Origin of the sequence: Rhodovarius lipocyclicus (genome assembly GCF_009900765.1) — a bacterium.
Taxonomy (GTDB): Bacteria; Pseudomonadota; Alphaproteobacteria; order Acetobacterales; family Acetobacteraceae; genus Rhodovarius; species Rhodovarius lipocyclicus.
The window spans coordinates 397,964-411,992 of the sequence record NZ_JAAABL010000001.1 but is presented as its reverse complement, the minus strand read 5'-3'; the positions used below and the strand labels follow the sequence as shown (position 1 = coordinate 411,992).

The 14,029-nt window shown below is 66.4% G+C and carries 15 protein-coding genes; all 15 read left to right on the top strand.

Annotated elements, in window-relative coordinates; translation table 11 throughout:
• Nucleotides 1-72: 72 nt before the first annotated feature.
• The 15 genes from GT007_RS02045 (at nt 73) to GT007_RS01975 (ending at nt 13,790) form a co-directional block, all read left to right on the top strand.
• Nucleotides 73-342, top strand: coding sequence for a hypothetical protein (locus tag GT007_RS02045; protein WP_160119882.1), 270 nt, complete (start codon nt 73-75; stop codon nt 340-342).
• Nucleotides 342-1,064, top strand: a complete 723-nt coding sequence (locus GT007_RS02040; protein ID WP_160119881.1) for a hypothetical protein — start codon at nt 342-344, stop codon at nt 1,062-1,064. The genes GT007_RS02045 and GT007_RS02040 overlap by 1 nt, the downstream gene beginning before the upstream one ends.
• Nucleotides 1,061-2,551, top strand: coding sequence for a hypothetical protein (locus GT007_RS02035; RefSeq protein ID WP_160119880.1), 1,491 nt, complete (start codon nt 1,061-1,063; stop codon nt 2,549-2,551). The genes GT007_RS02040 and GT007_RS02035 overlap by 4 nt, the downstream gene beginning before the upstream one ends.
• Nucleotides 2,548-2,889, top strand: a complete 342-nt coding sequence (locus GT007_RS02030) for a hypothetical protein (RefSeq protein ID WP_160119879.1) — start codon at nt 2,548-2,550, stop codon at nt 2,887-2,889. Before GT007_RS02035 ends, GT007_RS02030 begins: the two co-directional genes overlap by 4 nt.
• Nucleotides 2,889-3,311 carry a hypothetical protein gene (locus GT007_RS02025; RefSeq protein ID WP_160119878.1) on the top strand — a complete coding sequence of 141 codons (423 nt, stop codon included), beginning with the start codon at nt 2,889-2,891 and terminating at the stop codon, nt 3,309-3,311. Before GT007_RS02030 ends, GT007_RS02025 begins: the two co-directional genes overlap by 1 nt.
• On the top strand, nt 3,304-4,344 hold the full coding sequence (locus tag GT007_RS02020) for a hypothetical protein (protein ID WP_160119877.1): 1,041 nt from the start codon (nt 3,304-3,306) through the stop codon (nt 4,342-4,344). The genes GT007_RS02025 and GT007_RS02020 overlap by 8 nt, the downstream gene beginning before the upstream one ends.
• A gap of 486 nt (nt 4,345-4,830) precedes the next feature.
• Complete coding sequence (locus tag GT007_RS02015) at nt 4,831-6,768, top strand: hypothetical protein (protein WP_160119876.1); 1,938 nt, start codon at nt 4,831-4,833, stop codon at nt 6,766-6,768.
• Entirely contained in the window at nt 6,765-8,834 is a 2,070-nt protein-coding gene (locus GT007_RS02010) for a hypothetical protein (RefSeq protein ID WP_160119875.1), read from the top strand. Before GT007_RS02015 ends, GT007_RS02010 begins: the two co-directional genes overlap by 4 nt.
• A gap of 156 nt (nt 8,835-8,990) precedes the next feature.
• Nucleotides 8,991-10,097, top strand: coding sequence for a tail fiber protein (locus tag GT007_RS02005; protein WP_160119874.1), 1,107 nt, complete (start codon nt 8,991-8,993; stop codon nt 10,095-10,097).
• Nucleotides 10,094-11,959 (top strand): hypothetical protein, encoded by a 1,866-nt coding sequence (locus tag GT007_RS02000; RefSeq protein ID WP_160119873.1) that lies wholly within the window; start codon nt 10,094-10,096, stop codon nt 11,957-11,959. The genes GT007_RS02005 and GT007_RS02000 overlap by 4 nt, the downstream gene beginning before the upstream one ends.
• A gap of 281 nt (nt 11,960-12,240) precedes the next feature.
• Nucleotides 12,241-12,399, top strand: a complete 159-nt coding sequence (locus GT007_RS01995) for a hypothetical protein (RefSeq protein ID WP_160119872.1) — start codon at nt 12,241-12,243, stop codon at nt 12,397-12,399.
• Nucleotides 12,396-12,638, top strand: coding sequence for a DUF6127 family protein (locus GT007_RS01990; RefSeq protein WP_160119871.1), 243 nt, complete (start codon nt 12,396-12,398; stop codon nt 12,636-12,638). The genes GT007_RS01995 and GT007_RS01990 overlap by 4 nt, the downstream gene beginning before the upstream one ends.
• The gene (locus GT007_RS01985; RefSeq protein ID WP_160119870.1) at nt 12,638-13,306 is read left to right on the top strand and encodes a structural protein; all 669 of its coding nucleotides are present in this window, start codon (nt 12,638-12,640) and stop codon (nt 13,304-13,306) included. The genes GT007_RS01990 and GT007_RS01985 overlap by 1 nt, the downstream gene beginning before the upstream one ends.
• Nucleotides 13,303-13,560 carry a hypothetical protein gene (locus GT007_RS01980; protein WP_160119869.1) on the top strand — a complete coding sequence of 86 codons (258 nt, stop codon included), beginning with the start codon at nt 13,303-13,305 and terminating at the stop codon, nt 13,558-13,560. The genes GT007_RS01985 and GT007_RS01980 overlap by 4 nt, the downstream gene beginning before the upstream one ends.
• Nucleotides 13,557-13,790: a hypothetical protein gene (locus tag GT007_RS01975; protein ID WP_160119868.1), complete on the top strand. Its 234-nt coding sequence runs from the start codon at nt 13,557-13,559 to the stop codon at nt 13,788-13,790. Before GT007_RS01980 ends, GT007_RS01975 begins: the two co-directional genes overlap by 4 nt.
• The last annotated feature ends 239 nt before the right edge of the window (nt 13,791-14,029 follow it).

Genomic DNA, 14,029 nt, shown 5'->3' with positions numbered 1-14,029 from the left:
ATCAGGGGCGGGGGGGGCACTCCCGCTCTCAGTGTTCAGCAGCAGCCCGGCGCTGCGGGTCAGGCTGGCCAGGTGGCTTCCGGTGCGGCGGCTGCCGGCCGTGGACTGCTGGGCGGTCAAGGTGGCCTGCTCAATGGTGATAGCAATTCGCTTTATGGGCTGCTGAACCTGCGTGGCGGTGCGGCGGAAGACCCGGCGATGAAAGCAGCTGCTGGCGGCGCCGAAGGCATGAAAGCGGCCGGGGATAAATACGACCCGACAGCCGCCGGTGCTGGCATGGGTGCTGGCATTGATAGTGGTGTTCTCGCCCGCCTATCCGGTTTGCTGGGGTTCCTGCGCTGATGGCGACGCTCGGCGATATGAAGGCGCGTATCGCGGACGAAATGGCAGGTCGGACGGACCTGTTGGTGCAGATCGAGCGGGCGATCCGCTCCGCGATCCAGATGCACCAGGCGCGCCGCTGGTGGTTTTGCGATGCGCTACTAGCCGGCGTGTGGCCCACGGCGGTGGACCAGCAGCCGCTGACGGGGCCGAATGGCGAACAGGTGCTAGCCATTGATGGCCTGCGCATGCTGGATGGCGGTGATATCCCCACCAGCCCCGATGCGCCCGTCCTACTGCTCGAAGGTGATATTTTCGGCCCTATCCTGCTGGAAGGGACTGAGTATTACGCGAACGCGAAGGGCTACTGGCGTGCGTTGCGGCATCGCACTCTGGATTTGCTCGAAAACTGGCGCGGGATGACTTACGGGCAAATCCCCACTGATTATGCGTGGTTCGGCAATCAGTTGTGGGTAAGCCCGCAGCCATTCCGGCCCTATTACTACCGCGCCCAGGTAGCGTTGGCACCGCTGGCGCCAGCAGCGGACGCGGAGGGTGGCGCCTGGATGAACGAGGCGGAAGACCTGATCCGTCACACGGCGGCGGCCGAGGTTTACGCGACGGTCACGCAGGATGATGCCAACGCCGCGCGCCGCAGTGCTCAGGCACAACTCGCCTTTCAGCGTCTGACGAACTATCGCACTGCCGCCCCGGTTGGGCGCTTGGCGGGGTACTATCTGTGACGATCCTGCCGGTGGCTGAGTATGCGCCAGATGCTTCCCCTATCGGGGCCACGCACCTGACGGTGGCCAGCGGCGTCTATCCGCGCTCGGATGGGTCTGACGGGCCGCTTCGGGCCCCTGGCGTGTATGGCGATGCGCTGCCTAGCCAGGTTCTGGGTGCCATCTCATCCCGCACGGAAGATGCTGCCGGGGTCATCGCTGCGGGGACGGCCACGGGGCTCTATACGCTGGCCGGCGGCACTTGGTTTGACCGCACGCCCAGCCCTTATGCGCTGGCTGATGGCGACCATTGGCGGATGGCTCAGTTCGGCGACCAGATTATCGCAGTCACCCCGATGCACGCGCCACAGGCCTGGCAGATCGGGTCGGGTGGCGATTTCGCGGACCTATCCCCGGATGCGCCGAAGGGCAAATTCGTGGCGACCTTCGAGCCCGGGTTTTTGATGATCGGGGCTTATGACAATGGGGTTCTGTCCGCACCCAATGGTGTGTGGTGGTCCGCCCTGAACGACGCCACACAATGGCCAGCGCCGGGCACACTCGCTGCCGCCAGCGTTCAATCCGATCTTCAGCAGCTTCCGAATGGCGGCTATATCACCGGGCTGGCACCGGCCGTGGGTGGGGCGGCTGGCGTGGTGTTCACGGAGCGGGCGATCTACCGCGTGGAGTATATCGGCCCCCCGCAAGTGTTCGCTTTCCGGGAAGTTGATCGCGCACGCGGGAACGCCTGCCCCGATGGCATCGCTCAGGTGGGCGGCATGTGTTTTTTCGTGGGCGAGGATGGGTTCCAGATGTTCGATGGGACCACCTGCACGCCCATTGGTTTCGGGAAGGTGGACCGCACGTTTCTCTCCACTGTGTCTCCTGGCGGTCTGAACCGGGTTTCGGCGACCATCGACCTGGCCCGCAAGCTGGTGATCTGGTCCTGGCCGAGCGGAGACGGGCCCAACGACCGCTGGCTGCTGTATTCCTGGGGCGCGAACCGCTGGCGCTATAGCGACGATCCCCTGATCGCGGGTGGCCCGCTTTTGGCCGCGCGGACCATTCCGACCAGCATTGACGATCTGGATAGTCTCTATCCCGCAGGGATCGACAGTATCCCTATTTCGCTGGACAGCTCCGTTTTTTCTGGTGGCCGCCCTGTCATGGCTGGCTTCGACACCGCAAACCGCCTGGTGCTCTATGAGGGCGCTACCATGGCCGCCCGCCTAGAGACGGCGGAGAGCGAGCCCGGCCCGGCACGGATGTTTGTGCAGGGGCTGCGTCCGCTTTCCGACGCGGCGGCCATGCGGTTGAGCGTCGGGGTGCGAGAACATCTGTGGGAGCTGCCGTCCTATACCGAGGGGACGCAACCGACATTGGACGGGTACGCCAGCCAGCGCATAACGGGCCGTTATGTCCGGGCCCGCATGGATGTACCCGCTGGCGCGGATTGGTCCTACGTCCATGGCGTGGATTTGCGGGCCAGCGCGGTGGGCATCCGATGAGCTTCCTGCCGCCTAAACCCGATGCTGGGAGCCATGCGCCGGATGCTCTGCGCGCACACACGCGCGAGATCGCGGCGGCCGTCCGTGTCGTGATGCAGGGCGGCTTGAACGCGGTGCTGGATGTCGAGTTGGGGACCGGCACTAGCACCGAGGTCAGAGATGACCGGCTGACATTCTCGGGCGCTGGCCTGTTCGACCCTCTGGACGCGACAGCGGCGGCGGACCTGGCCGGAGGGGGCGTCTATGTGGCCCAGTCTGACCGGCTGAATAGGCGCTGGGTGATCACGCATCCGGCCGGCCCTGCCGGGCGACGGTTCCGGCTGCTGGTGATCGGCTGATGCGGGTGGCCGAGGTGCCGCATGAGGCGCTGCCCCGCATCTGGCCGCGTGTGTTGCCTATCATCGAGGCGGCGCTTGAGCGCGGCGATGGAGGCTATTGGCCGGAGGATGTGCTTGCAGCCTGTGAGCGCGGGGACTGGCGCATGCTGATCGCCTGCGAGCCTGGAACGCTGCGTGCGGTCGCCTGCGTGGGTGTCACCGAATACCCGCGCACCAGGGTGCTGTGGGTTCAGGTCGCCGGTGGGAACGGCGCGGCGGCCGGGGTGGCAGCTATGATGCCAGCGCTGAAGCAGATGGCGCGTGAGGGCGGCTGCCGCCGGATCGCATTCGAGGGGAGGCGCGGTTGGCTGCGCTCTGGCGCGCTTCCGGGCTGGAAACACAACGCTGATGTGGTCAGCTGCGAGGTGAGTAGCGATGAGTAGCAGCCCGAAGACGGCCACGACGACCAGCAGCAGCGCGCCGTGGTCGGAGCAGCAGCCCTATCTGTTGCGCGGGTTCAGTGAAGCCGAGAACCTGCTGAACCAGGAGCAGGCCAGCGGTGGCCCCGCCTACTATCCCGGCAGCACCGTTTCCCCCTATGGGGCGGAGACGACAAGCGCGCTGGGCAATATTTCCAGCTATGCCGGCGCCGGGACGAATGCCAATCTGCTGAGCGGCCAGGCTGCCGGCCTAGCATCGAGCGGCGGATCCGGCGTGGGGGGCTATAATGGCCTGCTGAGCGGTGCTACCGGACGCGCGGGTGGCGCCACGCTGGCCGGCATCGCGGGACAGGGCGGCGCTGAGACGCTGGCCGGTGGCGCGACATTGGCGAATACGGCGGCCGGCGGGATGCTGGGGCGCAATCCTGAATTTCAGGCGATGGCGGACCAGGCGGTGCAGGCTGCCCGGCCTTCGGTGGATGCCGCGTTCGCCTCCACAGGGCGGCTCGGCAGCGGCGCCCATGCGCAGGCTTTCGCGGACAGCGCCAACCGGGCCGTCACTGGTCTGGCGTATCAGGACTATCAGAGCGAGCGGGCCAGGCAGGAAGCCGCCGCCGGCACGCTGGCGGGGTTGGATCAGAATGCGACACAGCAGCGCCTGGGCGCGGCGAGCACGCTGGGGCAGCTTGACCTATCCGGCTATCAGGCCGCGATGCAGGGCGATTTGAGCGCCCGCCAGCTGGGCTTTCAGGGCCTCGGGCAAGGGCAGGATTTGGCGTACCAGAACCTCAGCGCGCAGCAGGGCGTGGGCCAGGCGTATGACCAGCAGTCGCAGGCCTATTTGCAGGATGCCATCAACCGCTGGAACTGGGACCAGAACGTGCCTCGGGAGCAGATCGCCAACTACATGAGCCTGGTGAACGGCAACTACGGCAGCCAGAGCACCACCACCCAGCCCGTAGCTTCAAGCGGGTGGATGAGCGGCGCCGGCGGATTGCTGAGCGGCATTGGTGCTATCGGCGGCCTTTTCAAGTAGTCGGAGGTGTGACCGGCTGCGCTACTGGTAGCTGGCACTGCTTTTCACGACGCATAGCTTCTACGGCGTCGCTTTCGCCTTTTAGGCGAGCAAGTTCTTCGCGTCGGTCAGTAGTTGCCGCCAGGCCTACCAGCACTGGGACAAGCAGAACGACGCCAACAGTCATCACGGCGGCATCCGCGTTCGCATTAGAACGCTGAAGATCTGTAACTCGCTCGACTTCAGCGCGCAGGCGCAGGCTCTCATCGTTCAGCTGCTCGCAAGACCATGGTCGATACGTGTTCGGGCTAACATAGCGCGCAACTACATTTTCGGGGCGCTGAGTGCACGCAGATGACAAAATTGCAATGGCCAAAGCAACCCGCTTCATCACTATCTCCCGCGTTCGTGAGCGGGACTGTGTAACACGGCGCCACGGGGCGCATCACTCATATTGACCATGCGGCCTAGGAGCGATCCTGGGCCTTTTTTTGTTGGGGAGGCCCGATGTCAGGATTTCTGGGCGGCCTGCTGAGCCCGCAGACGCCAGAGCAGGAAGCCCGCGCGGCCGGCATCTGGCAGGGATTGTTGCAGGCGGGCGCGGCTCTCGCGGAAACTGGTGCCCCCCGCGTGGGCGGCGTGGCGCCTTCCTGGGGGCAGGGTATCGCGCGCGCCGCTGGTGGCTTCGGCCAGGGCATGGCCCAGGGCCAGCAGGCCTATTACCAGCAGGCTGAGCAGCGCGATAATCGTCAACGGCAGGCCGATTTCACCGCCGCCGCCGGAAGCGCGGCCGATGACACGCTGACGCCGAGCCAGCGGGCGCTTCGTGGGGCCATCCCGCAGCAGTATCGGGGCATACTCGGGGCACTCGGCCCGCAGCAGGGTCAACAGGCCCTGGCCGGGTTGCTGACGCGCGCGCCCCAGGACCCGAGGCAGAATTTCATCACGGAAGGTGGCGTCATTTATGATCTACGTTCCGGCACGCCTGTGCCTGTGGCCGAAGCGCCGCAGCGCCCGCAGTGGGTAGGCAGCGAGAATACCGGCTATGGCTGGGCGGTTCCGCCGCGTATGGGCGGCACGACGCCGCCAGCAGCCGCTCCTTCGGCACCGGCCCCCGCTGTGGCTATTCCGGCCGTCCCTCAGAATGGTGGCATCCCGCGCGGGTTCGCGCCGACTGGCGGGGTGGCACCAGCTTCTCCGTCGCCCCCCGATGTGCCGGTTCCTGATGGGCCCGGGGCGCCAGTCGCGTCTCCTGCCCTGCGCGGACTGCGAGACGAAATAGCGCAGCGCCGGGCATCCATTCTGGCTGACCCTAATTTGACTCCGGAGCAGCAGCAGCAGCAATTGCGTGCGCTGGGGCAGAGTTTCTGGAATGCCGCACCGGCCGCTGCCCGCACTGATTATGGGTCACCGCAACCGATCCTGGGCCGCGTGTCTGCTGGTGCCCCCGCGCCCACGGGCAACGGCTTCACCCCGGTTATCCCGCCGCGCCCCCAAGAAGCATATCGCACGCTGACGCCCCAGGAGCAGGCGGCGGCGGGGCTGCCAACGGGACGCCAGTTTCAGCGCAATCTGCGCACGGGGCAAATCAGTGAGATCAGTGGCAGCGCCGGCGATACTACAACGCCCGTTGCGGTCAGACGACTGGGGCCGGACGGCCAAGAGGTTCCGAATTCGGCGGAGCTTGTCCCGCAGCGGGATGCCCTTGGCCGCACCCCCGCTGGGACCCGGGATGATCCTGGCTTCGAACGCACGCGGGCGCTGCGCACCGAATTTCTTCAGCTGCCGCCTGTGCGCGAATTCATGCAGGTGCAGCCGCAGGTGGAGGCCATCCGCCGTGCGGCGAACATCAACACGGCGGCGGCTGATCTGGATATCGTGTTCGCTTTCGCCAAAATGTTGGACCCAACTTCTGTCGTGCGTGAGGGAGAGGCAACCAACATCGTCCGCACGGGCGGCATGTTTGATCAGCTCAACGCCATGGTTGCCCGGGTCCAGGGCGGCGCCCGCCTATCTGAGGATATGCGCCGCGATCTGCTGCGCCAGGCGGAAAGCCGCTTCGGCATCTACGCGGACCAATATGACGCGCTAGTCAACACATATCGCACTCTCGCGCAGGAAAATGGCCTCCCGGCCGATCAGATCGCCCGCATCACGGGCGGGCGCCGCGAGGGAACGCCGAGCATGCCGGGCGGGGTGGTAACGCCTCCCGGGGCCTCGGGGGCCCCGGCCGCCCCAGGGGCTGCGGTGCCCTCCCCGCAGGCGCCACAGCCCGAGCCGCAGCGCCCGGCATCCATCACGCGGAATTCCTTGCGCGGCATGACGACGGACCAGGTGCGCGGTTTAGCGACGCAGGCCGAGGGCCTCACGCCTGAGCAGCGCGCAGCCATCGCTGCGGACATCGAGCGCCGCGCTCGGAATATCCAAATGGGGCGCCCGGAATGAGCGAAACGGCATTTCCGCAGAATGACCCCCTGGCGCGTGCGCTAGAGCGCCTGGACGCAGCCAGGGCGGCCATGCAGCAGCGGGCGGCGGAGCCACTTCCGGCTGCTCCGCGCACGCGCCAGGATGTGACGCAGGACCTGGACATAGACCGGCGGCGTGGCGCCCCCGCATCGGTACGCGCAGCCGTAGGCGCGGCCCCGAGCGAGGCGGACAGGCTGGCTACTCTGCGCGGCACCTACCCGGATGCCCAGCCGCATGGTGACGGCAATTTCGTTTTCACCGATCCGCAGACCGGGCGCCGCACGCTCTATAATCCGCCCGGCTTTGATTGGGCGGATATCGCGTCTGTCGCGCCCGAAATCGGCGAACTGGGCGGCGGCATGGTCGGCGGCGGATTGGCCGCGCTGAGTGCCGCCCCTACCGGTGGTATGGGCGTGTTCGCGGTTCCGGCCGGCGTTGGCCTGGGGGCGGCGGCCGGACGCGAAATAGCTACCAGCGCGGCCCGGATCTTCAATGGCACCCGGGATACGCGAACCCTGCCGGCGCGGGTTGGCGATGCGGCCATTACAGCAGGCATCAATGCGGCTGCTGGGCCCGCCGCCGAGGCCGGGCTGGCGGCGGGGCGTGGCATCCTTGGGTCGGCCTCGCGCGGCTTCGGGCGCCGAACCGGCGATGCGGCATTGTCTGACTTCGCGGCCCTGAATGTGCCGCCGACACTTGGAACCGCGACCGGTAACCCCACAGTGCAGGTGATCGAGCGCGGCATCGGTGCGACCCCAGGTGGCGCGCAGCCGATGGTGCGCGCGCATGAGGCGCAGTCTGAGGCTCTCGGCGCCGCAGTTAGGCGGCAGGCTACTGAGCTTTCCGGCGGCGCGAACCCTGCTACTCGGGGCAGCACGGGCGGCCAATTACGCGGCGGGATGGAGACGGCGGCGACCCGCTTCCGGGCCCGCCAAGAAGGCCTCTACGACGAGGCCTATAATAGGATTGGGGCCGAGGTACCGGTTCCTGTGCCGGCCGTTTCCGCACTTCGTCAGCAGGTTACTGATGAGCTGGCGCAGGCCCCGGCTTCGCGTGCCCGCACGCTGGCGCCCATTGTCGGGCGCTTGGATGCGCTGCTTGCGGATGCTGGGGAAGGGGGTGTTCCTTTTGGGGCGCTTCGAGCTGTTCGGACTGATCTGGGGCGGGAACTGCATGCCCCTGTTACCGCTGCGTCCGCGCCAGCGTCGAACCAGATGCCATATCTGGACCGGCTCTATGGGGCGCTCTCCGATGATATGGGTGCAGCTGCACGCGCGGCCGGCCCAGAAGCTGAGCGCGCACTGTCTTTGGCCGACCGATACACGCGCTTCAACGCTACGCAGAACGTGCCAGCGATTGAGCGCATCCTAGCCACCAAAACGGACGAAGCGGCTTATAATGCCGTGTTCCCGGCGAGTAGGCGCCCAGATGCGCAGGTTCTCAATCGTGTGCTGCGGAACCTCACGCCTGCTGACCGGCGAGCATTGGCAGCTACCGTGCTGGATCGCATGGGGATGCCCACGCCAGGCGTCGCGGCCGGCGAGACATTCAGCCCGGCGACGTTCCTGACGAACTGGAACCGGCTGACGCAAGGCAACCCGGAAGCACGCCGTGCGCTGTTTGGAAGTGACCGCGAATTGGCCAGTGGGCTGGATAGGCTGGCCCGCGTAGCCGGCAGCATCCGGGATGCCTCCCGTGGCACCAACTGGTCGAACACCGCTGCTGTCGCCACCGCCGGCGGCGCTGCGCTCTCTGCCATGGGGGATATCGGCGAGGGGGATGCCGGCGGCTTGATGCGCACTATCGGCGTGACCTTAGTCGCCCCCTATGTCGCGGCGCGCTTGCTGACGAGCCCGGCATTTGTTCGCTGGGCAGCCCGCTCGGCTGAAGACGCAGCAGGCGGCGCGCTTCCGGAAAGTGCTGTGACAGCACTCGCCCGCGTGGGCGTGCTCAATCCGCAGATACGCCGCGAGGTTGAGCAGCTTCAGATGGCACTTCGCGCTGCTCCATCCAGGCCACCCCCAGCGCCAATGCCAACCAGATAGCGACCAGAGCCACACCAGCCCCAACCGCCATGACCCGCTCGGGATGCCAATAGCGCAGCCCGTGAGCGGCGTCGTGTGCGGCCGCCCTGAACGCCAGGAACACCACCCCCGCGATGCAAACCGCCGGGACAATCCACTCATCCATGGGAGCCACCCTTGGCCGACATTCAGACTGCCACCTGGACGGAAACGGCCAGTGGGAACAGCGCGACCCCGCCCAACGGAATGCCCGAGGGGCAGAGCGCTGCATCCGTCAACGACGGTGTGCGGGAGATCATGGGGGCCATCAAGCGCGAGTATAACCGCAGCCATCCTGTCCAGGCCAGCACAGGTTCAGGGGCAGCCTATTTGCTGACCTATACGGTGGCTCCTGATGCATGGGCTGACGGCCTAACTTTTGCTTTCTGGGCTCATGCCGCCAACTCTACCGGCGCCACCTTGGCGCCCGCGCTGTTGGCGGCCAAAGTGATGTATGAGAATGGCCCCTTGGGGCCTATTCCCGTCCGGGCCGGCAGCATTAAAGCCCGCCAGTTGGTCGTTGCGTCCTATAGCGCGGCTGATGACCGGCTGGTGCTATTGTCGCCCTCGGCCCGCTCATCCTCCGGCGCCGATATCGGCGATCTCAAGCACACGGCGGCAGCTTCGGCGCCCGCTGGGTGGCTGTTCTGCGCGGGCCAGGCCATCAGCCGAACAACCTATGCAGACCTGTTCTTCGCCATCGGAACGGCGTTCGGTACCGGCGATGGCAGCACCACCTTCAACCTGCCGGATGCCCGAGGGCGCACGCTGTTCGGCCGCGATAACATGGGTGGTACGGCCGCATCCCGGCTGACGGTGCCTATTGACGGCTCGACACTGGGGGCTTCCGGCGGCCATCAGGCCCTTCAGGCGCACACGCACGGCATCAACGATCCAGGCCACGCGCACACCGGCTACACGGACAGCCAGGGTATCCATGCCCACACCGGCACCACGGCCTGGGTCGGCGATCATACCCACGGATATGTCCGCAGTGATGGGGCATCCGGCGGCACGCCGAACAGTTCCCCCAGCGGCACTGCCCCTGCATCGATCCAGACCGATCCGGCCGGAGCGCACAGCCACACATTCACGACGGACGTAGGGGGCGGGCACAGCCACAATGTCCAGACTTATAACAGCCCGACCGGGGTTTCCACTGTCTCTAGTGGTGACGGGAACGCGCAGAATATCCCGCCGGGCCTGGTCGTGAATACCATCATTTTCACGGGAGTTTTCGCATGAGCGGCTCCACGATCAGCGGCTTGCCGCCCATCACTGATCCGCTTGAAATCCAGGCATTGGCCCCGGTGGTGCAGGGTGGGCAGACCAGAAAAGCCACGGTTTCCGAGTTGGCGACGGCGATGGGCTTTGCTGTGGGTGTCGATTTCAACTCGCGGGCGGCGAAATCGGCCAACCTGTCTGATCTAGTTTCGGCAAGCGCAGCCCGCTCGAACCTTGGCCTTGGCGCCCTTGATGTCTCGGCCCCCGGGGTTCTGGGGATCAATGCGGGCGTTGTTGTCCAGCCTGTCAACGCGCAGCACGCGACGCTGACGTTCGGGAACGGCTGGCAGTTTGGCCAGGATAGCGCGAGCAACGGGACAAAGGATTTTTTCCTTTACCAGGGGCTCACCGGCTTTCTGCCTATGCTGTGGGACACGGCCGGGCGGCGGCAGGATTTCTGCCGGTGGGATCGCACGGACGGCCCCGCCAACAGCTATGAAAAGGTGCTGTGGACCCAGAATATCCTGGGTGGGATCGGCATCAATGCGCCCGGCCGTGGCACGACGACTGTGTTTCGCGCGGAGTGCCAGATCGGTGAGATCGCGGATGCTGGCAACGGCACGAACAGCGAAAGCACCGTGTCCTACCAGGTCACCTATGCCCGGGCTGATCGTGCGCAGCGCGCTTGGAATATCTGGGGCGCAGATCACATCGTCTACGATGCCCGTGGTGGTGATGTCATCGGCGGTGTGACCCGCGATACGCCCACCTATTTCGTCGGCCATAGTCTGCGGGTCCACGCGTTTAACGATCTGCGCGCCAAAACGGGCGGTCAGCACGGTAGCTATGGGATGGCGCTGACCACCCGGCCATTCGATGCTGGCGAGACGGCAGATACAAGCAGCGGCTCCCGCGCCGGGTGGTCAACGCAGCCGATGAACGCACTGCTGAGCCTGTCGGGTTTCAGTGGTCTGAACGGCGGCACGATCACCAGCGGCACGGACCCGGGCGCTGGCTCGGCGGCTGATTTCGCCCTGCTGATCGGCGGAGGCGGCGGGAGCATCTACCTGGCTGACGACGCCCGGAGCAAATTCGGCACGGGCGTCGGCATTTGCGACTACACGACCAGTGGCCTGTACGTGCAGCAGCCGCTAGCCGGATATGAGGAGACGGGTATCCCGGTGCTGATCGCGCCGGGCGGCGCGCCGTCCCGCTGGGGCGATACGGCCGCCAGCGCCAGCAACGCCACCCTGATCCTGGGCCAACGTGCGGCGGGGGAAAGTCCGCTAGCGCTGGTGGGTGTGCTGCCCGAGGGCGACGCCAACAGTCGCACGGCGGACGTGGTGCGCGATGCGTTCGGATACCTTCGCTATGCAGGCTCCACGGTCGGCGGGGCGGCTCTGGTGCGTCTGGGGCATATCTCTCCGGCTGCTGGGGATGCCTCCGCCGAGGCATCTCTCCCAGCGGGCTACACCGCCTGGGAACTCGATATCGCCTACCTGGTGCCGACTGCCTCTGCCCCACTGACGTGCCAGGTATCGCTCGATAATGGCGCAACCTGGATCACCAGCGGGTACATGATCGGGGGCATGGATAGCAGGGGTACACTCACGGATAGCTCCGGCGCCACCGCCATCCTCAGCCACTCGATCTATGCAGGGGCGCCCGTTAGCGGCCGGCTGACGATCAAGTGCCAGCCTGGATTGGTCCTCATGACGGGGGCGCTGGCGGGGCAGTATTCGGCCACGGCCCTGGCCACGGCTCAATTCAGCAATTCCGTGGCAGCGGCGACCGCGCCCACTCGGGTGAGGTTCGGGTTCTCTGCCACCACGTTCGCGGCATCGTCCGGGCAGGCCCGGATCACCTTGAGCGGCGTGGTTTGAGCGCACTGCTTCGGGTCTGACAGCAACAAATTCAGTGATGGAGGGGCGCGCTTAACACGCGCCGTCGATGATATGCGTCCATTGTTTCTTTCGGGTGTGCCGAAAACGTACACGGCCACGACTGGCGGCGCGGTCTGGGCGCGCCCGCCGGCAACCGGCGCTTCCATCATGATCATGAAAAACCTGGGTGTCTCCGATATCGCGGTGGCCTTCGGGCAATCTGATATCGCGGCGGCGGGACTGCCCACAGTGCAGACAGCGCTGCGGTGACGGGGGGAAAGATGTCTGACGAACCCATGCTCGCGGTGCCCGTGGCGCTGGCACAGTGGCTGTCTGAGTATCTCGGCCGCCAGCCACACGACCAGGTGGCGCAGCCCCTGGCGATGCTGCGCCAGTGTAAGCCCGTTGCCCAGGCGGCCGTGGAAAACCCGGCGCCGTGACTGACTCCGAGCTGGAAACGCTTTTGGAGCGCGCATCCGAGGCGGGGGCGCGAAAAGCCCTGGCCAGTGTCGGCCTGCACGACGACGGCGCCGCGATGGATGTCCGCGACCTGCGCGGGCTGCTCGATGCCTGGCGCGAGATGCGGCGAGCGGCGGTGCGCAGCGTCGGGACCGCCATCACCACAATCCTGCTGGGCCTGCTCGTGGCTGGGGCTGCTGTGAAAATTTGGAGGGACTGATGCCTGACCCGAAGACCAGCCGGGGATACCGGAATAAGAACCCCGGGAACCTGAACTACATCGCTGATCCGCAGCGCGCTTGGCGCGGCCAGATCGGGATGGGGGATAGCTGGATGGAGCCCAGCAAGCGCCGGTTTGGGGAATACGACACGCATGCGAACGGCATTCGCGCCATCGCTGGACAGCTCGTGGTCAACCAGACGCGGCGCGGCCTGAGCACCATCGCGGCGCAGATCGGTTCCTGGGCGCCTCCATCCGACAACAACAACACGGACGCCTATGTGCGCCGGGTAGCCACGGCTGTCGGCGTGACGCCAACGGCGCGGGTGGATGTGCGCTCCTATTCCGTCATGCGGCCCCTGGTCGCGGCCATCATCGACATGGAATGTGCTGGCCAGCCCTACACGGATGCGGAGATTGACGAAGGGTTGGCGCTGTACGGCATCACGCCGTACAGCGAGCAGCGCGTCGCCACCATGGCCCAGGCCGCCCAGACCGGTACCGGCGCGGCCTCCATCAACGTCGCCACCCTGACCGGCGCGGCAGGCGTCGCGGCGCCAATCCTGACCAGCCTCGGCGGATGGCCCTGGCAGGCCACTGTGGCGCTGGTGGTCGCCGCCGCCATCGGCGTGGTGGCCTGGACGCTTAGCCAGAGGAAGACGGCGTGAAGACGACGATCAAGCCAGAAAAGGCCGTGACATCTCGGGGGTTCACGCGCTGGGTTCATCCGAAAATGCGCGGATATCTGATGGCGTGTTGCGACTGCGGTCTTGTGCATGAGATGCAGTTCAAGGCTATCGCCGTCAAAGATCGCCGGGCAGGGCGGTTCATCTACGCTGAATTGCCGGAAGATGTGTTCCGCGTTCAATTCCGGGCTCGCCGCGCGGTGCTGGCGACCAAAGCGCAGCGGAAGACGGCGTGATGCTCACGGCGCTATGGGCTCGCGTCCAGGGCTGGCTCGCGGTGGCCGGGGCGGTGCTGGCCGCCCTCGGCGCTGCGTGGCTGGCCGGGCGGCGTAGCGCGACACAGGCCGCCGCTGCCCGTCAGGCCGAACAGATCGCCGCCCAAGCCCAGGAGAGAGCCAGTGTGGAAATGGATGTCGCTCGCGTGCCTGATCCTGCTGCCGAGTTGCGGCGCGATTGGGCGCGCTGACTGTACCGCGTGGCGCCCGATCCTGGTCGGAGAGGGTGACACGCTGACCCGCGAGACAGCCGCCGCGATCCTGGCGCACAACCGCTTGGGTCGCAGGATTTGCGGTTGGTGATGTTAATGCGGCGGGCGAACTTGTAAGCGGGATTTACAGGTTCAGGGCTCACTCATGCCCGGCCGCGCCCAAAACTGTCCGGGGCTTCCACCCGGCGCCTGCTTGCGCACCGCAGTCTGCTGGCAAT

Bases quoted from the DNA above. Each gene is read 5' to 3' on its own strand.
- GT007_RS02000 (WP_160119873.1), top strand. From the start codon at position 10,094: ATGAGCGGCTCCACGATCAGCGGCTTGCCGCCCATCACTGATCCGCTT.
- GT007_RS01985 (WP_160119870.1), top strand. From the start codon at position 12,638: ATGCCTGACCCGAAGACCAGCCGGGGATACCGGAATAAGAACCCCGGG.
- GT007_RS02015 (WP_160119876.1), top strand. From the start codon at position 4,831: ATGTCAGGATTTCTGGGCGGCCTGCTGAGCCCGCAGACGCCAGAGCAG.
- GT007_RS02020 (WP_160119877.1), top strand. From the start codon at position 3,304: ATGAGTAGCAGCCCGAAGACGGCCACGACGACCAGCAGCAGCGCGCCG.
- GT007_RS01995 (WP_160119872.1), top strand. From the start codon at position 12,241: ATGTCTGACGAACCCATGCTCGCGGTGCCCGTGGCGCTGGCACAGTGG.
- GT007_RS02010 (WP_160119875.1), top strand. From the start codon at position 6,765: ATGAGCGAAACGGCATTTCCGCAGAATGACCCCCTGGCGCGTGCGCTA.
- GT007_RS02040 (WP_160119881.1), top strand. From the start codon at position 342: ATGGCGACGCTCGGCGATATGAAGGCGCGTATCGCGGACGAAATGGCA.
- GT007_RS02030 (WP_160119879.1), top strand. From the start codon at position 2,548: ATGAGCTTCCTGCCGCCTAAACCCGATGCTGGGAGCCATGCGCCGGAT.
- GT007_RS02025 (WP_160119878.1), top strand. From the start codon at position 2,889: ATGCGGGTGGCCGAGGTGCCGCATGAGGCGCTGCCCCGCATCTGGCCG.